Source organism: Candidatus Zixiibacteriota bacterium (assembly GCA_017999435.1).
In the GTDB taxonomy this organism is placed as follows: Bacteria; Zixibacteria; MSB-5A5; order GN15; family FEB-12; genus JAGNLV01.
Genome location: JAGNLV010000003.1, coordinates 48568 through 73541, shown reverse-complemented (window position 1 = coordinate 73541; position 24974 = coordinate 48568). Strand labels below are relative to the sequence as shown.

The following is a 24974-nucleotide window of genomic DNA, read 5'->3' as shown; positions in this document are numbered from 1 at the left end:
CCAGTGTCTAAGAGCGGACAGATTCTCATCGTCGACGACGACCGCATGGTTCTCGAGGCCATGCTGGAATCGTTCACCGATGATTACGCTGTCCTCACCGCGCTCTCCGGCCAGGAGGCGCTCGAGCGGATCAAAGAGCACCCCGAGATCGACACCATCATCCTCGACATCCGCATGGCCCGCATGGACGGCCTGAAAGCCGCCAACCTCATCAAGGACATCGCCCCCGAAATCCCGATCATCTTCCACACCGGGTTTGCGGGAAATTACTCGGAGGAGGATATCGACCGCGACTACCACCCCTTCGACTTCATCGGCAAGAACGAACCACCCTCGCGTCTCCGGCGGGCGGTCAAGAACGCCGTGCAGTACCACCGTCTGGGCAACACGGGAAGCGACTTGATCGATGCGGCGCGAGAGCGCTACGGTATGGTGGGGAAGTCGCGCGACATGCGCCAGATCTACCAGCGGATCGAGCAGATCGGCCCGACCACGTCGAAAGTCATGATCCTCGGCCCCACCGGGAGCGGCAAAGAGCTGGTCGCCCGCGCCCTCCATGCCCGGAGCCGCCGCGCCGACCGGGAGATGATGGTCGTCAACTGCAGCCAGAAAGACCCGACCATGGTCGAGTCCGAACTCTTCGGCCACACCGAGGGGTCGTTCACCGGGGCGGTGGCCAACCGCGTCGGGTATTTCGAAGCCGCCGACGGGAGCACGCTGTTCCTCGATGAGATCGGCGAACTCGATCCCGCCACCCAGGCGAAAATCCTCCGCGCTATCGAGTATGGCGAGGTCACCCCGGTGGGCACCTGCGTGAAGCGCAGTGTCGACGTCCGCGTCATCTGCGCCACCCACCTCGACCTCGAGGAACAGGTGCGCAGCGGCGCTTTCCGGATGGATCTCTACTACCGCCTCAAAGGCGTGACGATCCGCCTGCCCGCGCTCCGGGAACGCCGGGAGGACATTCCCGAGCTCCTCGACTACTTCATCGAGCGGACCTGCCGGATCAACGGGGTCGGCCTGAAAGTGTTCGAGCCGTCGGCCCGCGCCCTCCTCGTCGAATTCGACTGGCCCGGCAATGTCCGGCAGCTCTCCGACACGGTGGAGTCGCTCATTCAACTTTCGCCCGGTTACTACATCACCTACCACGACGTGGCCAACCACCTCGGGTACGAGAGCAGCGCCGCCCCCAACGGAAACTCCGGCCTGGCCGAACAGGTATGGGAATTCAAGCGGATGAAGATCGTGCAGGCGCTCGACCGGGCGCGCGGGAACGTGATCGCGGCCGGTGAGGAGCTCAAGATCGATCCGGCCAACCTGCGCAAGATGATCAAGCGCCTTAACATCGAGTCGTGATCGTGGGGGGACGGCGCGGCGGGAAATGAAAAAGCCGGTGGCGGGCAAGGCCGCCGCCGGCTTCGTGTTTGTGCCGCGCGGTCAGCAGGCCGCCGGAGCCGGCCCGCCGCGGAAGAGGTAGTTGATCAGCAGGGTCAGGTCCGACACCTTGATGGCGCCGTCGGCGTTGGTGTCGCCGTGCGGGAGACAAATCGGCGCGACCCCGCCGCGGAAGAGGTAGTTGATCAGACCGGTGAGATCCGACACCTTCACCGCGCCGTCCTCGTTGAAATCCCCCCGCAGCACGCAGCAGCCGCCCGACCCGAAGTCCTGCCAGAAACCCTGGTTCACCCGGTAATTGGCCGACGATCCGGCGCCGGCGGCCGTCTGGCCGACCGTCCCGCTCAGCCGGTAATTCGTCGACGAGCCGTTGCCGCCGCCCGCGGCGATGACCTGCCAGTCGATTCGCTCGCCGGCGGCCGAGGCGGACACCGCCCCCATCAGCACGAGGCCGACGGCTGCGAGGAGGACGCGTTTGTACATGCCTGTAACCCTTATGACGAGGTGCGTATCTTCTTGCGTACGTCTTGACGTCGGCGACTATCCGGTATGAACGACCCTGCCGAGCAGCGGCGGCCGACGGGCGCTTTCTGCTCTCGTCTCAAGTAAGGCAATCGCGCCGAAAAAGCAAGCAAAACCTGTCATTCCGGGGGCGGGGGAGAAGGATCGCCCCGGGTTTTGGGACGCCGAATCTGCGTTCGGGCCGCCCCCCGCAACAAAAGCCCCTGCCCCTCGTCTCAAGCGGTAGGTCTCTGGTCATGGAGGACGGTTTCGCGCACCCCGGACAGCCGGCGGGCCGGGGGGCATCAGCGGAGAATCCTGCCGCCGCCGGCCCGCTTTTGGCCGGTCGGTCGCCGGCCTATCCGTAATCGATGTTGACTTGGGTGTCGAATATGATATATTGAACCTGTACCCCCGATGATCCGCCGAACCGCCGTGGGGTGCTAGCTGGAAAGGAGTGGCAATGGGGCATCGTGTACCCACGCCCCGGGAGAAGACCTCCTCACCACTCGCAGTATCTGTACACGCTAACGTAAACTTGTGGCCATACATGATCAACCGTTAACGGAGAGAGAAATCATGAAAGCGCGCAACGTTCTTTGCCTCGCGGTGGGCGTCTGCCTGCTGGCGTTGGTCGGGCTGGTGCAGGCCGAAACGGCCCCGCCCTCAGCTGCGCTCAACACCAAGGGCCTGGCAATCGGCCAGGTTCGGACTGTCCATTTCGGCGGCCCGCAGACGCTGAGCATCGCGGGCGAGCAAATGACCTTCACCGCGCCGGAGCCCGCTCCCGAGCAGGATCCGGATTTTGTGTACACCCTGACGGACAAGCGGCAGGGGGGCGAAAACATCGCCACCGCCTTTGTCATCCCCGGTATGCCCTTCACCGACACCGGGACCACCGTCGGGTACGCCGATGACTACTCCGAGGCCTGCGACGGCGTGAACTACAGCCACGTGGGCGACGTCGTCTTCGCCTACGCCCCGCCGGTCAAGCAGCTGGTCGACATCAAGCTGTGCAAGTCCGACTACTACACGCGGCTGTGGGTGTATCAGACCGACGAGACCAACATGATCGCCTGCAACCGGTTCAATACCCCGGCCGTTTGCTCTCCCAACCCGCGCTCGGCGCTCATGGATGTCCAGATGCTGCCCGGGTTCACTTACTACATCGTGGTCGACGGCGACCACCAGGTCACTCCGAACGAGGGCCAGTACATCATTGAGTGCTCGGCGACTCTCGTCCCCGACTCGGTCGACCGCTGGCCCGCCCTGGCCGACAACGACAACGGCCTGCTCCTGCTCGGTTACTCCAACAACAACGGGGTGGACTCGCAGATGTTCTGGCAGGAGTCGCTCGATGACGGGCTGACTTTCGAACCGGCCGGCTATTGGACCAACCCCGGCTGGCAGAAGTACGCCTCGGTCGACTACTGGGGGCAGGATTCGATCGCCTACGGGACGTTTGTCCCCAGCCCGCTGAACAACAACGGCGGTTCGACTTATCTCCACCGCTTTTACAACATCGCCAATTCGGCCGGGTGGAGTCTGAGCTACTGGAACTGGACTTCGTACGGCTGGCGGAACATGCGGATGGCCGACATCGCCTGCGATGACGGCTTCATTTTCAGCCCGAACCCCGGCGATCACCGCTTCGGCGTCATCGCAATGGTGCACAGCAGCACGTACTCCAGCGGCGGCGTTGTAGTCGGCACCGATGCTCCGCACCTCTTCTACCAGACCGATTCCTCCAACTACGCGACGATCAGCTGGTACAACAACCTCAACGGCTGCCGTTCGACCACCTGTGACATCGACCGCGTGACCAAGTACTCCTACGCCGTCTACGACTGGCTCGATACGAGCAAGACGCCCGACCAGTGGGCGCTGTTCATTCGCGGCGACGTTTTCGGCAACCCCGACGACACCCTCTTCAGCGGCGGCGTGACGTACAGCCTCGACCCGGGCGAGCACATCGGCTACCCGGCGGTCGCGGCCAACAACGGCACGGTGCTCGTAGCCTGCGAGTTCTACACCGAAGCCACCCCGGCCGACCATGACATCATCTTCTTCTATTCCGGGGCGGCCGACGGCGCCTACGACAACATGCTCTCGGGCGTGGTGGTCGCGACGGCAGACGACGAGCGGTATCCGGAGATCCAGCACGTGACCGGCAATACCTTCATCGTCTCCTACATCGCGAACAACCAGTTGTACATGACGGTCACTGAGGACGGCGGCACGACCTGGAGCACGCCCAGCGTGATCAGCGGCGCCGACCACGTGGTCAACGAATACCGCGCGGCCGACATCGCCGACTTCGGGAAGAAGATCATCTGGGAGTACCAGCCGAACCATCCCGCCGACACCACCATCATGCTGCACTGGGCCGAGACCGGCGTCGTGCAGGATGCCGACGGTGACGGCGTTCCGGATGAAGACGACAACTGCCCGGCGATCGCCAACCCGCTCCAGGAGGACGCCGATCTCGACGGCATCGGCGACGTGTGCGACGCCTGCACGGACACCGACAACGACGGCTACGGCAACCCCGGTTATCCGGCCAACACCTGCGCGCTGGATAACTGCCCGAACGTGGCGAACCCGGGCCAGCAGGATACCAACGGCGACGGTATCGGCGACGCCTGCTGCTGCCTCGACAACCGCGGCAACGTCGACGGCGATCCCGACGATCTCATCAAGGTGGGGGACCTCACCTACCTGGTTGAGTTCCTCTTCCGCTTCGGCCCGGTGCCGCCCTGCCCGAACGAGGCGGACATTGACGGCGACGGCAATACGAAGGTGGCCGACCTGACCTACCTGGTCGCCTTCCTCTTCCGGTTCGGTCCGGCGCCCGCGACCTGTCCGTAAGGCGGTCGTTGCGGGTACGAACCTGCCGAATACGATCAGCCGCCTCCCCCTGGGGAGGCGGCTTCTTTTTTGGCCGGTCGGACGGCAGCAGGGGCGGCCGAAATTGCTTGCCATATCTCCTCCGGTAGTGTATCTCACGAAGAGAAGCCGCGGTGAGCGCGGCGCCCTCGCGGGAGCGGGCAGGAGGATGCCCGCCGACGGATCGCGGGCGCGGGCGATCAGGCGGCGGGGAGAAGCACGAAGCGAAAAATGGCCTCTCCCGGCCCTTCGCGGGCGTTGCGCCGGCATTGTGGTCTCCGGTCGGCCGCGGCGGGGCGGCCGGGCACGGGACCGGTAAGGGAAACGAGTTCAGTATGGCTAAGACGGTGACCAACAGCGAACTGCGCTTTGATGTCGGCGCCAATCCGATCCGCTACTGCGGCATGCAGAAAGTCTATCCGTTCAGTCGCGACCGGGTGGTCGAAATCAACCTGCACCACCAGCACGTTCTGGAGATGTACGATCTCGAGCTGGTCGGCGGGACGGCGATTTGCCTGGCCGACCGCCTCAACGAGCGCTCCAATCTCGGGGCGCTGCGCAATCGCAAACTGCGCGAAGCGGCCGTGGCCTCGGCGGCCCTCTCGGCCGTGGCCGTCAGTCTGCACGGACGCGGGAGCCTCGCGGCCCTGCCCAAAGACAAGCAGACCAAAGAGGTCGCCAACGAGCTCAAGCGCGCCAACGACCGCACCTCGGCCCAGGTCATGGCCGAGGTCCTCCAGACGACCACCGAAACCCTCTCGATCGGCGAGGAAGTCCTCATCGAGTCGACCATTACCGAAGGTGTCCGCGCCAAACCGGGTAAAGAAGTCGGCGGCAACCCGACCATCGCCGTCGGCGCCCTCTTCGGCAAAAAGGAGCACCGCGCCCGCTACGGCCTCGACCTGGGCAAGGATGTGACGCTGCTCTCCATGGGCAACGACGTGATCGACGGGACCACCAAGTCGGTCAAGGGTCTGCATTCGTCGATGACCTGCATGTTCCTCATCGAGTCGCAGGTGAAGCGGCACCTCCCCGATATCTACGTGCAGCGGTGGATGGGCGGGGCGCACTTCGACGAGTTCAACCCGCGCGAGGGGACGCTCCTGGATGCCGCCCGCGTGATTGCCGACAGCTACGGCTTTGCCGATCTCAGCGAACTCAGCGCCTTCTTCATCGACCGCTCCCGCCACTACCCGGCGTGGGATACCCTCGGCGCGGCCGGGATCGGCATTCCGTACGACGCCGACGGCGACCTGTTCCCGGCCCTGCTGCTCGGACTGGAGGGGATGCGCTTCCCCAACGGGCGGCACATGAATTCGATGATCGGGGAAATCGGCGGGTCGGCCGAGTGGGTGGTCGGCGCGCTGCCGCTCGTCTGGCGCGGCGGCCAGGCCCTCGGCATGCTCACCAGCCACTCCTCCCTCTCCCGCCGCGACCTCTCGCCGGAAGATCTCTGGAACAGCCGCTTCCACTACACCGAGGACGAGCTCATCATGATCCAGGATGCCCGCTTCCAGCAGAAGCCGTATTTCTCGGTGAAGGACATCATCGAGAACCCCCACGCCGGCGGCATCAGCGCCTTCGGCGCCATCACCGACAGCGTCTACCTCCCGTTCATGAAGGGGGTGCAGTTCGATCCGGACAAGGGGAAGATATCGGTGTGGACGCTGGTGATCAATTCGCTCGGGCTGATGGAAGTGTGGGAGATGCACTTCGCCTGCCGTACCTCGCTCGCCCACACCAGGGCTTTGATCGCGTCGCCCAAGGAGCGGCTGGCCGGGCTGCGCGGGAAAGCGCTCGAGGCGGCCATCGGCAAGATGCTCGACGACCCGCGCGAGGAACGGCGCTACCGGATCTTTTTCAACAACGAGTACTACCCGGCGCTCGTGCCGATCCGCGAGAAAGTGGCGCTCTTGGGGCAGGCCCTCGAAGGGCTGATCGCCCGCGGCGCCCTCAACGACCAGGACCGCGAGATTATCGACCTCACGGCCCGGCTCGCCCCCGAGTGGTGGGTCGAGAACGGCCGATAGCCGCGTTCCCGCCCCGACCCCAATGACGACGCCCCTCGGTCAGTGACCGAGGGGCGCATCTATTTGGTGCGGATGGCCGGACTCGAACCGGCACGGGTCGCCCCACTACCCCCTCAAGATAGCGTGTCTACCAATTTCACCACATCCGCAAGCGATCGCGATGTCAAAGATCGGTCGGAGCGCCAACGCCCGCGCCGGCGCGTCCTGCTACTGCCCGTCGCCCGGCGCCGTCTGCTGCCCCTGGCCCGGCTGCGTGCCGGGATTGGGGTTGACGTTGAGGAGGGAGTCGGCCGAGGGCTGCTGTTGTTGCGTCTGCTGCTGTTGCTGCACAGCCTGTTCGCGCGCGCGCTGCGCCTCGCGGGTGACGACCGACTCAGTCGGACCGGCCGTCGTGCTCTGGCTGCGCAGGCCGGTGCGGCTCGACGACATGAAGGCCAGACCGATGCTGTTCACCATGAACAGAATCGCCAGCACGGTCGTGGCCTTGCTCAGAAACGACCCGGCGCCGCGGCCACCGAACACCGCTCCCCCCAGCCCGCCGCCGAACGCCGTCCCCGCCAACCCTTCGCCCTTACTGGACTGCAAGAGCACGACGATGATCAGCGCCACGCAGACCAGGACGTGAAAGACTACCAGTGCGATGAAGAACAAGAAACCTACCTCCGTTATCGGGCCGCGTTAATGATCGCCAGAAAATCGGCCGCCTTCAGCGACGCGCCCCCGACCAGGGCGCCGTCGATATCCGGCTCGGCCAGCAAGTCGGCGGCGTTGTCCGCTTTCACCGATCCGCCATACAAAATCGGGATCCGGTCGGCGCTCGGTTGGCCGTACTGCGCCGCGAGACGATCCCGAATAAAAGCATGCACCTCCTGAGCCATCGCCGGCGTGGCCGTTTTTCCGGTCCCGATCGCCCAGACCGGCTCGTACGCGATCACGATTCGTTCCAGCGAACCGGACTCGATCTCCGCGCAGGCGATGCGCACCTGAGCGCCGACCACTTCCTCGGTCCTGCCGTTCTGTCGCTGTTCGAGTTCCTCGCCGACACATACGATCGGGATCAACCCTTTGCGCAGCGCCAACTTCAGTTTGGCATTCACCGATTGGTCGGTCTCGCGGTGGTACTGCCGCCGCTCAGAATGGCCCAATATAACGTGGGTGGCGCCGACTGTCAAGAGCATGTCGGCCGAGATTTCGCCCGTGAAAGCGCCGTTCTCGTGCGCCGACATGTCTTGGGCGCCCACCTTTATCGGACTGCCGTGTAACAGTTTAGCTGCCAGGTGGAGGGACGTGTAGGGAGGGCAGACGAGCGCCTCCGCCCGCTGGGGATCCCAGCGGCCGGTCAACAACGCGGCCAGCAGTTTCTCCGTCTCCGGAATCGTGCCGTTGCACTTCCAGTTCCCCGCCAGCAGCTTTCGGCTTCTCATCGCCGCACCGCCTCGGCTTTGCCGGCGTTGGTGAGCGCCGCCACCCCCGGCAGTTCCTTCCCCTCCAGGAACTCCAGCGAGGCGCCGCCGCCGGTGGAGATGTGGGTGAGGCCGTCTTCGACCCCGGCCTCCTTGACCGCCGAGGCGCTGTCGCCGCCGCCGACCACGGTGATCGCGCCTTCACCGGTGCGCCGGGCGAGCATCCGCGCCACCGCGAATGTCCCCTCGGCGAACGGCCGGTGTTCGAACACGCCCATCGGTCCGTTCCACAGGATCGTGTTCGCCTGCGCGAGCTTCTCCTCGAAGAGCCTGATCGTCTGCGGACCGATATCCAGCCCCTTCAGGCCGTCGGGGATCCGGTCGATCGGGACCGTCCTGGTCTCGGCCGTGTCCGAGATCTCCTGCGCGACCACGGCGTCAACCGGGAAGACGAGCTCGGCCCGCGACTTCTTGATCTTCCCAAGGATCTCCTTCGCCAGCGCGACTTTGTCCTCCTCCAAGAGCGAATCGCCGATCGGGTACCCCATCGCCTTGCTGAAGGTGAAGGTCATGCCGCCGCCGATGAGGAGCAGGTCGACTTTGGCCATGAGGTTCTCGATGACGTCGATCTTGCCGGAGATTTTGGCTCCGCCGAGAATGGCCGCAAACGGCCGTTTAGGGTTCTCCAGCGCCTGGCCGAGGTACTGCAGTTCTTTCTCCATGAGCAGGCCGGCGATCGACTGGCGGAAATAGCGGGTGACGCCCTCGGTCGAGGCGTGGGCGCGGTGGGCGCTGCCGAACGCATCGTTCACGAAGGTGTCGGCCAGCGAAGCGAGTTTCTGCGCGAACTCCGGATCGTTCTTCTCCTCCTTGGCGTGGAACCGCAGGTTCTCCAGGAGCACCACGTCGCCGTCTTTCATTTTGTTGACGACGCTGGCGGCCTCGGGTCCGACGCAGTCTTCGGCGAACGTCACCTCCCGGCCGAGCAGTTCGGCCAGCCGCCGGGCGACCGGCCGAAGCGACATGCCGGCCACCGGCTGCCCTTTGGGACGGCCGAGGTGGGAGGCGAGGATGGCGCGGCCGCCGTCGCCGATGATCTTCCGGATCGTCGGGAGCGCCTCCCGGATCCGCCGGTCGTCGGTGACCCCGCCGTTATCGAGGGGGACGTTGAAATCCACCCGCACGAGGACTTTCTGCGAGCGGAAATTGACTTCGTGTACGGTGACTTTTCGCATTGCTGCTCCTTTCCGTCTTCCCCAATCACAGCATCATGAGCATCATGTCGACCATGCGGTTGGAGAAGCCCCACTCATTGTCGTACCAGCTGAACACTTTCGCCAGCCGCCCGTGCACCATCGTCAACTGGCTGTCGAACACCGAGCCGTGCGGGTTACCGATCACGTCGACCGACACGATCGGGTCCTCCATGTACTGCAGCGCGCGCCGCAGAGCCGGCGATTCCGCCGCCTTCTTCATGGCCGCGTTGATCTCCTGCACCGTGGCCTCCCGCTCCAGCGTCACTGCGAGATCCACCAGCGAGGCGTTCGGGGTGGGGACGCGGATGGCGCAGCCGTCCATTTTCCCCTTGAGCGCCGGGATCACCTCGGCAATCGCCTTGGCCGCGCCCGTGGTCGTCGGCACCATCGACAGGGCCGCCGAGCGCGCCCGCCGCAGATCTTTGTGCGGCGCATCCATGAGCCGCTGGTCGGCCGTGTACGAGTGGATCGTCGTCATGAACCCGTTGACGATCCCGAAACTCTCCAGCAGAACCTTCGCCACCGGGGCCAGGCAGTTGGTCGTGCACGATCCGATCGAAATGACGTGGTGCTTGTCGCGGTCGTAGAGGTCCGAGTTGATCCCCGGGATAAAGGTGCCGTCGTGGCCCTTGGCCGGCGCCGAGATGAGCACCTTGTGGGCGCCCGCCGCGACGTGCTTCATCGCGTCGTCCTTCTTCGTGAACTTCCCCGTGCACTCGAGCACCACGTCGACTTTGAGCTCCTTCCACGGCAACTGGGCCGGGTCGAGCACCGCCATGACCGGAATCGTCCGCCCGTCGACCTTCAGGTTCGTCCCCTCGGCCTTCACCTCGCCGGGGTAGCTCCGGTGGACGGAATCGTACTTGAGCAGGTGTCCGAGTGTGGCGGCATCGGTGATATCGTTAATCGCGACAAACTCAATGCTGGTGTCCTGAGCGGCCCGAAACACGAGGCGCCCGATACGTCCGAATCCGTTGATGGCAACTCTCATGGTCTCCTCCTGCTATCCGTTTCGTCTTTTGCCGGTCTATATAGATATTTGATTCCGATGGAAACGGCAAGGCCGTCATAGTCCTCAATCGTCATGAGCGGCTTGCCGAAAGGAATGGGACAATACTTGGCGTTGATTTCCAGGCCGATCTGCGAGGCGATCGGCCAGTCGATGCCGCCGCCGACCGCATAGCTGATCTTCGCGGCCGTCTCCTCGTCGATATTCGGGTAGTAGTAGCCCTCGGGGACCGAGGTGAACTGCACCGAGCGCCGCCCGACATATAGCCCGCCGCCGGCCGTCAGATACGGCTGCACGCTGGCGCCGCCCCCCGCCAGCGGATACACCTTCGCCTGCAGCAGCCCGGCGTACACCAGCACGTTGCCCACGTTGGTTTGGTTGCCGGCGGTGAACGTGACCGAGCCGCGGTTGAGGATCGCCAGCGAAAGTTCGCCCATGAGCGCGGGTGTGAGCCGGTGGGCGTAAAACCCCTCGAAAAGGAAACTGGCGTCGTGAAAATTGGTCTTGAACACTTCTTCGCCGCCGCTGGTCTCCCCGCGGGCCGGCGGCATGTCGCCGAGGTTGAACCACGGGCCCAGCCGCACGCCCGCCTGGTGGGACTGGAGGAAGAGCTGCGAGGTGGTCGGTTCCTCGCCGGCCGCCCGCGCCCCGCCCCAGGCCGCGGCCGCCAGCACCGCGAACACGAGCGCCGCGATCCCGCCGCGCCCCCGTCGGCCGTGCACCGTCATCGTGCGACTCCTTCCCGCGCGCCGGGCGGGTAAAAGTACACCCGGCTCGCGCGGTAGTCCAGCAGCACCCGAAACTCCTGCAGCACCAGATTGCCGATATTGCCCGCCAGCTCCGTACTCCCCGCCAACCCCTGGGTCGATTCGGGAATGACCACCGGCACATCGGACAGCACCATGCCGCCGATGCGAAACGCCGGCACCACCGCCGAGCGGGTGCGCGCGGTTCCCCCCACCCCGCCGATCGGCCGATCAACGGAGGCGAGGTTGGTCAGGACCGTGTCGAGACGGTGATCCTGAAAAAACCGATCGTGCAGCACCAGCCCGACCGAGTTGCCGAGGTCGATGATGAAGTCTCCTTCGACGCCGCCGACCGACGCCGAAATCGTCGGGACGAGCATGGTCAGGTGAAAATCGACCGCCGTTCCACCGGCGGGCGCGGTGAAGGCAGCCGGGTTGTACGCGGTCAGCGTCGAATCGGAGTAGTCAATCAGCACCGGAAAACGGGACAGGAAGTCATGGCCCAGGATACCCCCTGCCTGGGCGCCCGGCGGCGGTTCGATCCCCAGCCGGTCCCAGTCCATCGCCGCGGCAATCTGGTCCACCAGGGTGAGCGAGCCGATCGTAATGGAGTCGGTCCGCACCAGAGGGACTTCCTCGAACCCGCCTACCCCTTTGGCGGGGACCGACCCGACCGATGTCAGTCCCAGCGGCGCGGTCAGCGCATCGTTGAGCAGGTTGGCCGAGGCCCCGGAATCGAGGATGAACCAGGCGACCGTCGCGCCGTTGACCGCGGCGGGCAGCCACACGTGCCCCCGGTAGTACGTGAAAGGAATCACCACGGAATCGGCGCCTGCGGCGAAGCGGTAGTCGACCGGTTCCGCCCCCGGCAGGTCGAACAGCGCGGGATCGACCTCGACGTTGAACGCCACGCTCTCGGTTGTCATCTCCGTATATAACGCCGCCTCGGGGAATTCGGTCCGCGCGGAGTGCGCCAGCGCCACCCCCGCAACCGTCCGGTAATCGGACAGCCGCGTCACGCCCGTGAGGTTATCGAGCCGCTGCACGACGTACGCCGGCAGGGCCGACTGCCCGTCCAGCAGCATGACGACCGTGTCGTCCGGCCGGGGATAGAGGGCGACCCGAAGCCACGAGGTGTCGGCGATCGTCGTGTCCCCCAGAAACTCGGAGCGGCCGGGCAGACGACCGGAGATGATAAATGAATACGAGGCCAGGTAGACCTGTTCAATCAACTGGCGCTTCTCCATCCCTTCCACTTCCGACACCCGGCCGTTGTGGTCGCGCTGCCAGGCGGTCCGGCCGTCAAAGGCTGACACCAGCGTCATCCCGCCGATCCGGATTTCCATATAGAATCGGTCCGGGGCGGCATAGACCTGAGTGTAAGTCCCCTCCAGACCGTTGATATCGGCCTTCCCCTCCGTCCGGTAGGAGGTCATGGCGGCGAGCGTGCGGTACGCCTCCGGCCCGCCGACCGACTGCACCAGGAGCGAATCCACATCGACCGCTCCGGCCGCGGCCGCGACGACAACTGCCGCCGCTGTCAGCACCAGGCTGCCCATAACGGTCCGTTGTCTTGTACACCTGTCCACGATGCACGTATACGCTAAATCGGCGCCGGGCGAAAGCTAAAATGTCGCCGGGAAAATCGAATCCGGAATGGTGCCGGTGCGGCGATGATTTTCCCGGAAGATCCGCGGCCCGTCGGACGGCCGGGGATGATGCCGCGATCTGTCAGCGCCGCTGCCGAACGGGGGAAGACTGCCCGCCCGCCGGTCGTGTGACCGGCCCCCTCCGATCGTCAGTTCTGGATATACTTGCCCAGAATCTGGTTCATGCGCGACGTCATCTGGGAGTTCGGATACACCTCGGTGGCGCCGGCCACCTTGGCCGCTTTCATCTGGTCCTTCAGCAGGTTCGGCGAATAACACACGATCGGGATCTGCTTGGTGGCGCCGTACGAGCGGAGCTTGTTGATCAGCGCCGGCGCTTCAATCCCGTTCAGATTCAGGTCGATGATGATGAGATCAGGCTGGAGGTCCTGGGCCTTGCTGAAGATTTCCTCCGATCTGATGGCTTTGATCCCCTCGGCCTTGAGAGAATCCAGCGCCGTCATGATCTTGGAGGTGAAGATCATGTTGTTGGCAGCGATAATGACTCTCTTACTCACTGTGTCAATCCATTGTTACGGTTTCATCCCTAACCCAGGGAAGAGCCATCCCCGGTAACCCCTGACCGGGGCAATATACACTATCCGGCGGGCGAAGTCAAACCGGGAGCCGTAGAAAAGTGGTAACTGGTTGTCAGCCAGATAGATCACATGCCGCCGGTGGCACCCTCCGCCATCCGTGATGCCCTCGACCTTCCCCGCCCGTCTGCGGCTGCGCCTTTTTGTTGATTTCCCGATTCTTATCCCGTACTAAGAAGTTCGTGAAACATACGAAGATACTGGCCACCTTCGGTCCAGCCATCGACGATCCCGATCGGCTTCGGGAGCTCGTCTCGGCCGGCGTCAACCTGTTCCGAGTCAACTGCTCCCATGGCGAGTCCGCCGATTTCTGCCGGGCCGCCGCCACGATCCGCCAGGCCACCGCCCGGGCTTGTTTCCCGATCGGCCTGTTGTTCGATATTTCCGGGCCCAAATTGCGCCTGGATCGCTTTGAGGGGAGCCTCGACATTGCCGAGGGGACCGAGCTCACCCTGGTCGCCGACCGGACAGACCTGGCCCATCGACTGATCGCGGTCAACCATCCCGCCGTGATTGCCTCGCTGCGTGTCGACGACCGGCTGTTCATGGATGACGGTCAGTTTCTCTTTCACGTGACCGCACGGACTGAACAGGCCGTGACCGTGCGGTCGCACAGCTCCGGAAAGTTATTGGGCGGCAAGGGAATTAACCTTCCCGGCGTGCCCCTGCCGATTCCCACGATCACCGCCAAGGACCGCCAAGATATCGAGACCGCGGTGCGCTGCGGCGCCGACTATATCGCGCTCTCGTTTGTGCGCTCGGCCGACGATGTCGTTCAGGCGCGGGAACTCATCGCCGCCGCCGGCGGTGGCCCGAAGGTTATCGCCAAGCTCGAGAAGCGCGAGGCGATCGACCGGCTCGACGAGATAATGTCGGCGGCCGACGGGGTGATGATCGCGCGGGGGGATCTCGGCGTCGAACTGCCGCCGGAGGTCCTGCCCCGCCTGCAGCGGCATATCATCAAGGTCGCGAACAAGTTCCACAAACCGGTGATCGTCGCCACTCAGATGCTCGAGTCGATGCGGTTCAATCCGCGGCCCACCCGGGCAGAGGTTAACGACGTAGCCTCGGCGGTGCTCGACTTTGTCGACGCCGTCATGCTCTCGGCGGAAACGGCCACCGGCAAATTCCCGGTGGAGGCGGCCCGCATGATGACGCAGGTGATCACCGCCACCGAGGAGGCCCTCCCCGCCGCAAGTGCCGTCCGGGTCGAGCGAACGGTCACCGATCCCGTCCCGCAGGCGATCGCCGACGCCGTCAGCTTCGTTCAGGAGCAGGGAACCGCCCGCGTCGTATTCGCCTTTACCAGCTCCGGCTTCACCGCCCAGCTCATCTCAAACTTGTTTTCGCCGTATCCGATTATAGCTTTGACTTTGAATCGCTGCGTGATGTCGGCCCTGTCGCTCCACCGCTCGGTGTATCCGGTGTTGGTGGAGCAGCCGGCTTCGTTTGATGAGATCGCGCGTCTGGTGAGCGCGATCGGCCGCGCCTACGCCGGCGTGCGGCCGGGCGACCGCGTGGTAGTGACCGGCGGTGCGCCGTTCGGCCAAATGAAACCGACAAATTTCATGATGATCGTGACCATTCTGGACGAAAGGGAATCCGGGTAGAGAAGTATGTGGCACATGTGCAGCCGGCTGTGCCGGCACTCCGGGCGGGCCGCCGTTGTCGTCCTGCTGCTTGCCGGTCTGAGTTTCACCTCGGCCGAGGCGAAGGGCGACCACGAGATCTGCATCACCTTTGACGAGCTCCCGGCCGCCCAGGGGTTCTCGTCCACCGCGCCCGACCAGGTCTTGCGGCCGATCCTCAAGGCGCTCAAGAAGTACGATGTCAAAGCGGCCGGCTTCGTCGTCGGCCAGAACCTTGAATCCTCATTCGATCTGCTCGGCCAATGGCTCAACGACGGCCACTGCCTGGGCAATCTCACGTACTCCTACAGCGATCTCAACGAGGTCGGCGCGGTCAATGTCGAAGCTTTCATCGCCGACATCGTCGCCGGGCAGCAGGCGATCGAGCCGATGCTCGAGGGGTTCGGTCAGCAGCGCCGCTATTTCCGCTACCCCTTCCTCCACTACGGCACCTCCCTCGAAATGTACCGCGCTGTCGCCGGGTACCTCGACGCCAACGACATCGCGGTCGCCCACGCGAGCGTCATCGTCGATGACTACCTCTACGACCTCGGGCTGCAGAAAGTCGGCGGCCGGCCGACCGACAAAGAGTACGAACAGCTCATGAACGAATACGTCAACCATGTCCTCGATCAGATCGAAGCCGCGGAGGTGTTGGCCAAGGAGATACTCGGCCGGCCCTGCCGCCAGATCCTCCAGTTGCGCGCGAACCAGCTCAACGCGATGTACCTCGACGTCATGCTCCAGGCGATCAAGGACATGGGCTACGAGTTCATTTCCCTCGACCGGGCGCTCCAGGACGAGGCCTACCAGAAGCCACACGCGTATTTCGGCGGCAAGGGGGTCGGGTATCTCGAGATGATCGACCGAAGCGACCCGGACTTGCTCCCGGCGGGCGAGTGACAGTCACTGCGGCGCGGGAGGTTGGGTACAGCCGGCCCGCGCCGCGCGGACGGGAGGAGGTTTTATGCGCAGGGCAAGGTCATTCCTGTTGGTTCTGTTGGCGACGCTGCCGGCCGCCCCGGCCGGCGCCGATCCGCTTGACCGCCCCGGAGAGGCGGCTCTCAGCGCCGGCATCACGTGGGCCGAGGGGGATGTGTCCCGCTACGGTCTCCGCGCCTTCAGCGTGCTCGGCCGGGTCACTTTGCGCCCGAAACCGATGAGCATCTTCGCCCTCTGGTCCAATCTCAGCGGCAACCTTTTCAACAGCGAGGAGGAGGTCGTGAGTGTGCCGACCGACGGCGGGTACATGCCGGCCACCCGCTCGACCACCGAGACTGCGTTCGCCCTCCACCTGGGCGTCCAGCTCAATCCGCCCGCCGCCCGCAGCCCGATCCGCCCGAGAGTCGCGTTGGGGGCGGGCCTGTGGATGTTCAACAGCGACATCGCCTACCGCGTCGACCGCGAGGACGACCCGTTCCTGTCCGATGACGAGACCAGTTTCGAATTCGGTCTCCGCGGCAACGGCGGGATCGACGTGTTCTTCGCCGAGAAGTGGGGAATTGCGCTCGATTTCACCTTTGACCGCCTGTTCGGGGTGGACCGGGTGGTTCCAACCGACGATGCCGGGGGCGGCCGCCCGGCGGCGCAGACCGCCCGCTACTTCTCGGCCGCGCTCGGGCTGGTCGCTCCGCTGGACCGGCTCTTCTGACGCCTCGCGCCGGGCTGAGCGGAGGCCCCGAAAAAAGCTGCTTTTTTTTCGCGCGGGGAGCTTGACGGCCGGGCGGCAGAGCGTATTTTGCGCCCCGGAAATGACCGCAGGCCGCCCGCGCGCCTGCGCCCGGTCGCCCGACCGAACCTTTTAAGGTGATCCGGTGAGGTCACCAAAGGATTGACGGAGTTGAACGCCGAACAAGGATACGCGCCGCCGGCCGATTCCCCGCGCCGCCCGCGCCGCGCACCACGGAGCATGCGCCAACCCTATCCACTGTTGCCGACATGGAGGTTTCATTGCCTGCACAGACGGATCTAATTCTCGATGAGAAGAAAATCGCCCGCGCCCTGCAGCGGATCGCGCACGAAATTGTCGAGCGCAACGCCGGGGCCGAATCGCTCGTCATCATCGGTGTGCTCACCCGCGGCGCCTTTCTCGCCCGCCGCATCGCCCGGCACATCGAGGAACTGGAAGGCGTCAAAGTCCCGGTCGGGCTCATGGATATCAGCCTCTACCGGGACGACGTGCACTCGAAACTCGACCAGCCCATCGTCCAGCAGACCCAGATCCTCTTCGCCGTCGTCGACCGCAACGTCATCCTCATCGACGACGTGCTCTTCACGGGGCGCACGGTGCGCGCCGCGCTCGATCAGATCATCGATTTCGGCCGGCCGCGCTCGATCCAGCTGGCCGTGCTCGTCGACCGCGGCCACCGCGAACTGCCTTTCCGCCCCGACTACGTGGGCGTGAATATCCCCACCGCCCGCGACGACCGGGTGGTTCTGGAAGTGAAGGAGAAGGAAGGTCAGGACCGGGTGTACGTGATCCGCGCCGGGGGCCTGAAGAGCCGGCCGGCGGCTCCCGGGACAGCGCCGGCGAAGAAGACCGCACGCGCGGCCGGGAAAAAACCGAAAGGGAAGGGGAGCGCCAAATGAGCCGACTGAGTTCCAACCACCTGCTGGGACTCGAAGGGGTCCCGCGCGCCGACATCGAACTGATCCTGGATACGGCCGACACCTTCCGCGAGGTGCTGGAACGGACGATCAAGAAGGTGCCGACCCTGCGCGGCCTCACCGTTCTCAACCTCTTCTACGAGCCGTCCACGCGCACCCGGATTTCCTTCGAGCTGGCGGAGAAGCGGCTCTCGGCCGACACCATCGCCTTTACCAAGGCCGGCACCTCGGTGTCGAAAGGGGAGTCCCTCCGCGACACGGTGCAGAATATCGAGGCCATGAAGATCGACATGGTCGTGGTGCGGCACAGCTCGGCCGGCGCGCCCTACTTCCTGACCCAGTGCGTCGACGCCAACATCATCAACGCCGGCGACGGGTCGCACGAACACCCCACCCAGGCGCTTCTGGACATGTACACGATCCGCAAGAAGTACGGCCGGCTCGACGGTCTTCGGGTGGTGCTGGTCGGGGACGTGCGGCACTCGCGCGTGATCCGCTCGAACATCTGGGGGCTCAAGACCATGGGCGCCTCGGTCGCCCTCTGCGGACCATCCACCCTCCTGCCGCGCGAGATCGAGCAGTTCGGTTGCGACAGCTACACCGATCTCGATGAGGCGCTCGACGGCGCGGACGTCGTCAATGTCATGCGCATCCAGCTCGAACGCCAGCAGGCCGGCCTTTTCCCGTCCCAGCGGGAGTACACCAACCTCTGGGGCATCAACCGTGAGCGCCTCAAACGGCTCAACAAGAACTACACGATTATGCACCCGGGTCCGATCAACCGCGGCGTGGAGATCACCAGCGACGTGGCCGACGGCGACCGGTCGGTGATCCTCGACCAGGTCACCAACGGGCAGGCGGTCCGCATGGCCGTCCTCTATCTCCTGCGCGGCAAGGACGAGGGGGAGGTCGAGTAATGCCGAAAAAATCATACGATCTGGTCATTCGCGGCGGCCGCGTCATCGACCCCGCGCTCGGCTTCGGCCGCGAAGCGAGCATTTTCATCAAAGACGGCAAGATCGTCAAGATGGAAAAGACCTCCGAGGGGTCGCGCGACCTGAAAGGCATGCCCGAGGAGAAAGTCATTGATGCGGCGGGGATGATCGTCACCCCCGGCCTGATCGACGTGCACGTCCACCTGCGCGAGCCGGGGCGCGAGGATGAGGAAACGGTCGAGACCGGCTGCCGGGCGGCCGCCGCCGGCGGCTTCACCTCGCTCTGCTGCATGCCCAATACCGCCCCGGCCATCGACAACCAGGAAACCGTCAAGTTCGTCCAGGACCGCGCCCAGTCGGCCGACGCCCGCGTGTACGTGGTCGGCGCCATCACCAAGGGACGCAAAGGGGCCGAGCTCTCCGAAATCGGGGATCTCGTGAAGGTCGGCGCGGTGGCGGTCTCCGACGACGGCGCCTACCTGCAGAACGCCGAGATCATGCGCCGCGCCCTCCAGTACAGCCGCATGTTCAACATCCCGGTCCTCCAGCACGCCGAGGACCAGCAGCTGTGCGAGGGCGCCGTCATGAACGAATCGTTCGAGTCGACCAAGCTCGGCCTGAAAGGGGCGCCGCCCGAGGCCGAGGAGATCGCCGTGCTCCGCGACATCGCCCTCGCCCGCTCGACCGGCGGACGGGTGCACTTCCAGCATATCACGACCAAGCGGGCGATCGAGGCCATCCGGCAGGCCAAGAAGGAAGGGATCCGCGTCACCGCCGAGGCCGCCCCGCACCACCTCGTCCTCAACGACGCGGAAATCGCGAAAGCGTTCAATACCAACCTCCGGGTCAACCCGCCCCTCCGCTCGGAGAGCGACCGGCAGGCGCTCATCGAAGGCCTCGTGGACGGCACGATCGACTGCATCGCCTCCGATCACGCACCCCACTCCGAGGAGGAGAAAGACTGCGAGTTCGACCTGGCTCCCCCCGGTATGATCGGGCTGGAGACTTCCCTCGCACTCATCAACACGTTCCTCATCGAGAAGGGTCTGATGAACTGGGCCGACGTGATCCGCAAAATGACCGTCAACCCGGCCCACATCCTGAAACTCCCCGGCGGGACGCTGGCGGTCGGTTCCTCCGCCGACATCACGATCATCGACCCGGAGAAGAAGTGGACGGTGCGGGCCGACAAGTTCCGGTCGAAATCGAAGAACTCGCCCTATATCGGGTGGAAGCTGACGGGCCAGGTCGCCCGGACCATTCTCGGCGGCCGCACGGTCTACCAGCGCTAAGGTGCGGCGCAGGACGCCCCGGGGGCGGCGGTTCGCCCCCGGCAGTCCCGCGCGGGGCCGCGCGTGCGGTTTCCCAAAATGACCTTGTGATCGGGGCCGCGCCCGCGTACCTTTGACCCATTGACAGCGGATCGCGGCGGCCCGGCCGCCCGGTCCGATCGGCATCCACCAGCAAGGAGGCGAAATGCCGACCTTAAGTCGCAGCCGCATGGCGCGGATCGCTGCACGGACGCTCGCAAACATGGCCCGCCGCCGGCCCATCAATGTTTCGTTCGAAATCACCTACAACTGCAACGCCCGGTGCGAACACTGCGACCTCGGCGACTATGTCAAGGAACCCCGGCTCGGCCCGGAGGTGTTCGCCGACTGGCTGACCCGCCTCAAACCGGCAGTCGCCCAGATCTCCGGGGGAGAACCGCTGCTGCGCAAGGACCTCGTCGACATCGTGCGCGCCATGCGCGAGCGCGACCCGGTCCCCGTCTTCGTCATCACCACCAATGTCCAGATCATGACCGAGAAGAAATACCTCCAGCTCCGGGAGGCCGGCATGGACGAGTTCTCCTTCTCGCTGGACTATCCCGACGACCGCCACAGCGCCTTCCGCCACCTCAAGGACAACTTTCGCAAGATGAGCGAGTTGGTCCCGACGCTGGCGGCCCACGGCCACAAGGACATCGTGCTCGCCTGCGTCGTGCAGTCGGACAACTTCCGCGACCTTCCGAAAATCGCCGAGCTCGCGCGGGAATGGGGGGTGGGGGTGAATTTCAGCACCTACAACGCTCTGCGCACCGGGAAGAAGTACTACCTGATCACGTCGCCGCAGGATCTCGCCGAGCTGGAGACGATTGTCGACCGGCTGGCGGCGATGCAGCGGGAGGGCTACCCGATCATGACCTCCGAATGGACGATGCGGCAAATGATCGACTTTTTCCGTACCGGCGGCCACCCCCGCTGCCGCGCCGGGGAACGGTTCATGATCGTCAACCCGTGGGGGAAGCTGACCCCGTGCGGCATGTGCCGCGACCACTACGATGATCCGGCGCAGATCCGCGAGCGGTTCAGCCGCACGAATGAGTGCGGCGACTGCTACACGGCGATCCGCGCCAATTCCGAAAAAACCCCCTACCGGCTGATTGCCGATGCCCTCCGGGTGGTGCGGCGCTAGGCCCGGCACTCTCTTAAGCGCGACGTCCGCGCCGCCCACTCCCGGGTGAGCCCTATGCCGACACCGGCGCCGAAAGCCCCTACCGTCCTCGGCCACCTCGGCCTCTTCTACGCCGCCGCTATCTGGGGGGCGACCTTTTTCGTCGTCAAAGGGGCGCTCGCCGCCGTCGATCCCCTCATCCTGGTCGGGTACCGCTTCCTCATCGCCGGCGGGCTCCTGCTGGCGGTTGTGATCATCCTCGGACGGAACCTCACGGCCCATCTCGGACGGTCCGCCATCCTCGCCGTGATTCTCTGGACCCTCTACATCTCGCAGACGGTCGGCCTGCAGTACACCACGGCCTCCAACTCCGGCTTCATCACCGGTCTATTCATCGCTTTTGTCCCGATCCTTCTGAGACTGCTCTTTCGCCGCCGGCCGACGATCATGGAGGTTATCGCTTCGGCGGTCTCGCTGGTCGGGCTGTGGATTCTCACCGGGGGATTGCGCCAGGTCAATGTCGGCGACATGCTCACCCTCATTTCGGCCATGACCTACGCCCTGCACCTGCTGTATTCCGACAAGTATCTCAAGGAGGGCCTGGATCCTTGGGTGATGAGCTGCCAGCAGTTTCTCCTGGTGGGCGCACTGAGCATTGCGGCGGGGTGGGTGACCGGGCGGCCGTTCGCGGTGCGGACGGCCGGTGCGATGTGGGTGGTGATCTTCCTGGCCCTGCTGCCGACCGCCTCGGCGTTCGTGATTCAGATGCTGGCCCAGCGCATCATCGCGCCGGTGCGGGTGTCGCTGGTTTTTGCCTTTGAGCCGGTGTTTGCGGGGGTTTTCGCCTGGACTCTGGGCGGGGAGCCGTTCATTCTCCGCACGGCCGGCGGCGGTCTGCTCATATTCCTCGGCCTCATTCTCTCCGCCTTGCCCGATCCCCCGGCTTTCCGGCCGAAACGCGCGCCCACCGCCCGCCGGCGGGCTACTTGAGGAGGAGCATTTTCCTGGCGGCGCAGCGGGAGGGGGTCTCCAGGCGGTAGAGGTAGACGCCGCTGGCCGCCGGCCGCCCCTCCCCGGTTGTCCCGTCCCAGACGGCCTCATGCCGTCCCCCCGCCTGCTCCCCATCCACCAGCACCCGCACCTGCTGCCCGAGCAGATTGTACACCGTCAGCTTCACCCGCACCGTCCGGGGAAGCGTGTACCCGATGGTCGTGCGCGGATTGAACGGATTGGGGTAATTGGGCGTCAGGGCGAATCCGTCCGGCAGCGTCTCCTCCGGCGGCAGAGCAGTCGCCGTGCCGGTCAGGTCATTGACCGCCCGGTGCACCGCCGCGATCGCCGCCGCCTCGTCGAAGAACGACAAGGGCAGGTCAAACCAGATGTAGCGGTAGTCCGCCCCCAGGTACCGCCAGGCCACCGCTTTCCCCTCCGTCAGCGTGTCATCCGTGCCCGAATCGTAGGTGTAGAGGACATCGGGCAGGGAAGAGTTCAGCGTCACAAACGACCCCGCGCAGATGCCGAAAGGCGTCTGGATCGAGGGCTCCTGCTGCGCCGTCCGCAGCGAATCCCACGGCAGCGCCGGCCAGCCCGCCTGCTGGGGATGGGCCCCGACCAGATCCCCGGAGACCTGGCCTCCCGCCACCAGGGGCAGCACCGACCGCTCGGCGAGGTGGAACACGGTGCTGTAGGCGTCGTCCCAGGCGGCCGCGGTGGCCGCGTAGGGGATGGTCACCACCGTGTTGCCCGAACTCGGACCGAACCGGCCGAAGACGAGCAGCTTCCCGCCGATCGCGAGGTAGTAGGCCAGGGTGTCGAGCAGTCCGCCCCCCGCCGGGCTGAAAGCGACATTGTCGTAGAACGTCTCTCCGGCCACCACCACCAGTTCGTAGCTGACGAGGTCGTAGAGCCGGGTGCGGGAGGAGGCGTCGGCGTAGGCGGAATCGGAGCGGTAGTCGCAGGCGGCGCCGGCCAGGGCGGCGCGGAGGAACTCCCCGGTGAGCGCGACCTCGGCTCCGGGAACCGCGACATTGTCGCGGTTGATCGCCAATATCCGCCCCGGCGTCAAGGTCGCCGCCCGGGCCTCGAACGGCGTCCGGCCGATCGTGTCGGAGACAATGCCGTCGTCATCCACGGCCGCGACAAGGTACTCATGGAACTCCTCCCCCAGCCCCGGATCCTGGTCCTGAAAAACCGTGTCGGAAGTTGTGCCCGCAAGCGCGCCGTCGCGGTAGATCGCGTAGTGGCTCAAATCCAGTTCCTGGTTGTTCCGACCCCACTGCAGCGCCACGCCCTGATGAATCGGCAGTCCTGTCAGCCCCTCCGGCGGCGCCGGCCGCGACTGCGGGATGCCGATCCCGTCGGGCCACGTCAGCGAGGTCTGTCCCGCGGAATCGAACGCCTGCACGTAGAAGATGTACGCGGCCCCTTCGGTCAGCCCCTCCACGGTGTGTATGCTGTCGGAAGGAGGGAGGTCGAGACACTGGAGGGTCGCGGGGCTTCCCTGGCGGTACCAGCAGAGGCGGTAGTGATCGAGCGCGGTCCGGCGGAGGGGGCGCCACTCCACGAGGAGCGACCGGCCGTCGCCCGGCTGCCGGATCGCGGCTATCGGCACCGGCGGCGGCAGCGTCGCCGCCGCATACACGGCGGCCAGCGACACGCGCACGATCCGCTCCACGTAATCGAAATTGAGATAGGTCGTCGAATCGCTCGGCGAGTGGTAGTGGGTGGAGAAGTCGTCCTCGGTCAGACTGAGGAAGTCGTAGCCGTTGCTCCCGAACGGCACGTGGTCCGATCTCCCGCCGTACCCGGCGATATCCCCGACGAGCGGTCCGGTAGTCGGGGCGAGGAGCACCCACAGATCGGCGTAGACCGAATCGTGGTTGAAATACACGCGCGCGACCGAATCGTTCGTCTCGTGCCCGATCATGTCGAAATTAACCATGAGGACGATCTCGCGGTTGAGCGCCGCCATCGAATCGGCGTAGTGGCGCGAGCCCAGCAGGCCGCTCTCCTCGGCGTCGAACGGGATATACGTCAGAGTCACGGGCGCCGCGCACCCGGCGAGAACGCGGGCGAGTTCGAGCACCGCCGCCGTCCCCGAGGCGTTGTCGTCGGCGCCGGGGCTGCTTGCCACCGCGTCGTAGTGCGCGCCGATCACGATCTGCTGTTCGGGATATGCCGCGCCCGGCCGGCAGGCCACCACGTTGCAGCACTCGCCGGGGGGCGTGCTCGATGAGGGGTAGGGATCGAAATAGTCGAGCACCACCGAATCGTAGCCGAACGCGGCAAACTTAGCCGCCAGCCAGTCCCGCGCCGCCCGGCTCGAGTCGGTGTCGGACACGCGGCGGTAGAATGCCTGCAGCCGCTCGGTGTAACTGCGCAGCGAGTCCTCGCTCACCAGGGCGACCAGGCTGTCGATTGTATCCATGGCGCCGGCGGCCGGCTGCGGCGCCGGGCGCGCGGGGGAGTAGCGGATCGGCACGGGGAAGTCGGTGATCGGAACCAGCTCGGGGTCCTTCTCGGCGGCGGCGCGAGAATCAACCTGCACCAGCCGGAGTCGATCGCGCGCAAACACCACCGCGTGCGGTCCCCGGTACGCGCCGGGGGCGCTGCGGTCGATCGCCAGACGGTCGGCTGCGACGCCCTGGGCTACGACAGCGGCCTCCACGCCGGCCGCGGTCAGGCGGGCCAGGCCCGAGTCGGAGATCACCGCCAGGTACAAGTTCCCCGCCGCCGCCACCGCCGTCGCGCCGGCGGCCTCGAGCTGCTGGGCCTCGGCAAAATCCCGAAGCGTCACTTCCACCAATTTGTCGGCGACTACCGGGGCGGCGCCGAGCATCACCGCCGCTAGCGTCAGGAATCCCATGCGGAACGTCATATCCACTTTCCTCCAACGCC

Annotated in this window: 20 protein-coding genes and 1 tRNA gene; 11 read left to right on the top strand and 10 right to left on the bottom strand. The window is 65.4% G+C overall.

Features of this window, described 5'->3' with window-relative positions:
- The first annotated feature begins 3 nt into the window (after positions 1 to 3).
- Complete coding sequence (locus KA261_08490) at positions 4 to 1356, top strand: sigma-54-dependent Fis family transcriptional regulator (GenBank protein ID MBP7697833.1); 1353 nt, start codon at positions 4 to 6, stop codon at positions 1354 to 1356.
- A gap of 81 nt (positions 1357 to 1437) precedes the next feature.
- Here the strand turns inward: KA261_08490 and KA261_08485 are convergent, their stop codons facing one another.
- Positions 1438 to 1878: a hypothetical protein gene (locus tag KA261_08485; GenBank protein ID MBP7697832.1), complete on the bottom strand. Its 441-nt coding sequence runs from the start codon at positions 1876 to 1878 to the stop codon at positions 1438 to 1440.
- An 891-nt stretch (positions 1879 to 2769) separates the two neighbouring features.
- On the opposite strand from KA261_08485, the gene KA261_08480 reads away from it, so the two are divergent.
- Positions 2770 to 4764: a thrombospondin type 3 repeat-containing protein gene (locus KA261_08480; protein ID MBP7697831.1), complete on the top strand. Its 1995-nt coding sequence runs from the start codon at positions 2770 to 2772 to the stop codon at positions 4762 to 4764.
- A 353-nt stretch (positions 4765 to 5117) separates the two neighbouring features.
- Entirely contained in the window at positions 5118 to 6812 is a 1695-nt protein-coding gene (locus KA261_08475; GenBank protein MBP7697830.1) for a fructose-bisphosphatase class II, read from the top strand.
- A 64-nt stretch (positions 6813 to 6876) separates the two neighbouring features.
- On the opposite strand, the gene KA261_08470 is transcribed toward KA261_08475, so the two are convergent.
- From KA261_08470 to KA261_08435, 8 genes are all read right to left on the bottom strand, one after another.
- Positions 6877 to 6961: transfer RNA gene (locus KA261_08470), tRNA-Leu, on the bottom strand.
- A 58-nt stretch (positions 6962 to 7019) separates the two neighbouring features.
- The gene (gene secG / locus KA261_08465) at positions 7020 to 7454 is read right to left on the bottom strand and encodes a preprotein translocase subunit SecG (protein ID MBP7697829.1); all 435 of its coding nucleotides are present in this window, start codon (positions 7452 to 7454) and stop codon (positions 7020 to 7022) included.
- Positions 7455 to 7477: 23 nt separating this feature from the next.
- Positions 7478 to 8236 carry a triose-phosphate isomerase gene (locus KA261_08460; GenBank protein MBP7697828.1) on the bottom strand — a complete coding sequence of 253 codons (759 nt, stop codon included), beginning with the start codon at positions 8234 to 8236 and terminating at the stop codon, positions 7478 to 7480.
- Positions 8233 to 9450, bottom strand: a complete 1218-nt coding sequence (locus KA261_08455) for a phosphoglycerate kinase (GenBank protein MBP7697827.1) — start codon at positions 9448 to 9450, stop codon at positions 8233 to 8235. The genes KA261_08460 and KA261_08455 overlap by 4 nt, the downstream gene beginning before the upstream one ends.
- A gap of 25 nt (positions 9451 to 9475) precedes the next feature.
- Entirely contained in the window at positions 9476 to 10462 is a 987-nt protein-coding gene (gap, locus tag KA261_08450; GenBank protein MBP7697826.1) for a type I glyceraldehyde-3-phosphate dehydrogenase, read from the bottom strand.
- Positions 10459 to 11208, bottom strand: a complete 750-nt coding sequence (locus tag KA261_08445) for a hypothetical protein (GenBank protein ID MBP7697825.1) — start codon at positions 11206 to 11208, stop codon at positions 10459 to 10461. Before KA261_08445 ends, gap begins: the two co-directional genes overlap by 4 nt.
- A complete protein-coding gene (locus KA261_08440) occupies positions 11205 to 12785 on the bottom strand; it encodes an aspartyl protease family protein (protein MBP7697824.1) in 1581 nt (526 codons plus the stop codon). The genes KA261_08445 and KA261_08440 overlap by 4 nt, the downstream gene beginning before the upstream one ends.
- 239 nt (positions 12786 to 13024) lie before the next feature.
- Positions 13025 to 13393: a hypothetical protein gene (locus KA261_08435; protein ID MBP7697823.1), complete on the bottom strand. Its 369-nt coding sequence runs from the start codon at positions 13391 to 13393 to the stop codon at positions 13025 to 13027.
- Positions 13394 to 13653: 260 nt separating this feature from the next.
- On the opposite strand from KA261_08435, the gene pyk reads away from it, so the two are divergent.
- The 8 genes from pyk (at position 13654) to KA261_08395 (ending at position 22067) form a co-directional block, all read left to right on the top strand.
- Entirely contained in the window at positions 13654 to 15081 is a 1428-nt protein-coding gene (pyk, locus tag KA261_08430; GenBank protein ID MBP7697822.1) for a pyruvate kinase, read from the top strand.
- 6 nt (positions 15082 to 15087) lie between these two features.
- On the top strand, positions 15088 to 16002 hold the full coding sequence (locus tag KA261_08425; protein ID MBP7697821.1) for a polysaccharide deacetylase family protein: 915 nt from the start codon (positions 15088 to 15090) through the stop codon (positions 16000 to 16002).
- 64 nt (positions 16003 to 16066) lie between these two features.
- The gene (locus KA261_08420; protein ID MBP7697820.1) at positions 16067 to 16750 is read left to right on the top strand and encodes a hypothetical protein; all 684 of its coding nucleotides are present in this window, start codon (positions 16067 to 16069) and stop codon (positions 16748 to 16750) included.
- Between the two features lie 287 nt (positions 16751 to 17037).
- A complete protein-coding gene (pyrR, locus tag KA261_08415; protein MBP7697819.1) occupies positions 17038 to 17688 on the top strand; it encodes a bifunctional pyr operon transcriptional regulator/uracil phosphoribosyltransferase PyrR in 651 nt (216 codons plus the stop codon).
- Complete coding sequence (locus KA261_08410; protein ID MBP7697818.1) at positions 17685 to 18623, top strand: aspartate carbamoyltransferase catalytic subunit; 939 nt, start codon at positions 17685 to 17687, stop codon at positions 18621 to 18623. The genes pyrR and KA261_08410 overlap by 4 nt, the downstream gene beginning before the upstream one ends.
- Positions 18623 to 19933 carry a dihydroorotase gene (locus KA261_08405; protein MBP7697817.1) on the top strand — a complete coding sequence of 437 codons (1311 nt, stop codon included), beginning with the start codon at positions 18623 to 18625 and terminating at the stop codon, positions 19931 to 19933. Before KA261_08410 ends, KA261_08405 begins: the two co-directional genes overlap by 1 nt.
- Before the next feature lie 184 nt (positions 19934 to 20117).
- Complete coding sequence (locus KA261_08400; GenBank protein ID MBP7697816.1) at positions 20118 to 21098, top strand: radical SAM protein; 981 nt, start codon at positions 20118 to 20120, stop codon at positions 21096 to 21098.
- Between the two features lie 54 nt (positions 21099 to 21152).
- Positions 21153 to 22067, top strand: coding sequence for an EamA family transporter (locus KA261_08395; GenBank protein ID MBP7697815.1), 915 nt, complete (start codon positions 21153 to 21155; stop codon positions 22065 to 22067).
- Here KA261_08395 and KA261_08390 read toward each other — a convergent pair.
- Positions 22060 to 24954, bottom strand: coding sequence for a M28 family peptidase (locus KA261_08390; GenBank protein ID MBP7697814.1), 2895 nt, complete (start codon positions 24952 to 24954; stop codon positions 22060 to 22062). The genes KA261_08395 and KA261_08390 overlap by 8 nt on opposite strands.
- Positions 24955 to 24974 lie beyond the last annotated feature (20 nt).

Coding starts and splice junctions, on each gene's coding strand:
- KA261_08485 (MBP7697832.1), bottom strand. CDS start 1,878: ATGTACAAACGCGTCCTCCTCGCAGCCGTCGGCCTCGTGCTGATGGGG.
- KA261_08480 (MBP7697831.1), top strand. CDS start 2,770: ATGCCCTTCACCGACACCGGGACCACCGTCGGGTACGCCGATGACTAC.
- KA261_08475 (MBP7697830.1), top strand. CDS start 5,118: ATGGCTAAGACGGTGACCAACAGCGAACTGCGCTTTGATGTCGGCGCC.
- KA261_08460 (MBP7697828.1), bottom strand. CDS start 8,236: ATGAGAAGCCGAAAGCTGCTGGCGGGGAACTGGAAGTGCAACGGCACG.
- KA261_08455 (MBP7697827.1), bottom strand. CDS start 9,450: ATGCGAAAAGTCACCGTACACGAAGTCAATTTCCGCTCGCAGAAAGTC.
- gap (MBP7697826.1), bottom strand. CDS start 10,462: ATGAGAGTTGCCATCAACGGATTCGGACGTATCGGGCGCCTCGTGTTT.
- KA261_08445 (MBP7697825.1), bottom strand. CDS start 11,208: ATGACGGTGCACGGCCGACGGGGGCGCGGCGGGATCGCGGCGCTCGTG.
- KA261_08440 (MBP7697824.1), bottom strand. CDS start 12,785: ATGGGCAGCCTGGTGCTGACAGCGGCGGCAGTTGTCGTCGCGGCCGCG.
- KA261_08425 (MBP7697821.1), top strand. CDS start 15,088: ATGTGGCACATGTGCAGCCGGCTGTGCCGGCACTCCGGGCGGGCCGCC.
- KA261_08420 (MBP7697820.1), top strand. CDS start 16,067: ATGCGCAGGGCAAGGTCATTCCTGTTGGTTCTGTTGGCGACGCTGCCG.
- pyrR (MBP7697819.1), top strand. CDS start 17,038: ATGGAGGTTTCATTGCCTGCACAGACGGATCTAATTCTCGATGAGAAG.
- KA261_08410 (MBP7697818.1), top strand. CDS start 17,685: ATGAGCCGACTGAGTTCCAACCACCTGCTGGGACTCGAAGGGGTCCCG.
- KA261_08405 (MBP7697817.1), top strand. CDS start 18,623: ATGCCGAAAAAATCATACGATCTGGTCATTCGCGGCGGCCGCGTCATC.
- KA261_08400 (MBP7697816.1), top strand. CDS start 20,118: ATGCCGACCTTAAGTCGCAGCCGCATGGCGCGGATCGCTGCACGGACG.
- KA261_08395 (MBP7697815.1), top strand. CDS start 21,153: ATGCCGACACCGGCGCCGAAAGCCCCTACCGTCCTCGGCCACCTCGGC.
- KA261_08390 (MBP7697814.1), bottom strand. CDS start 24,954: ATGACGTTCCGCATGGGATTCCTGACGCTAGCGGCGGTGATGCTCGGC.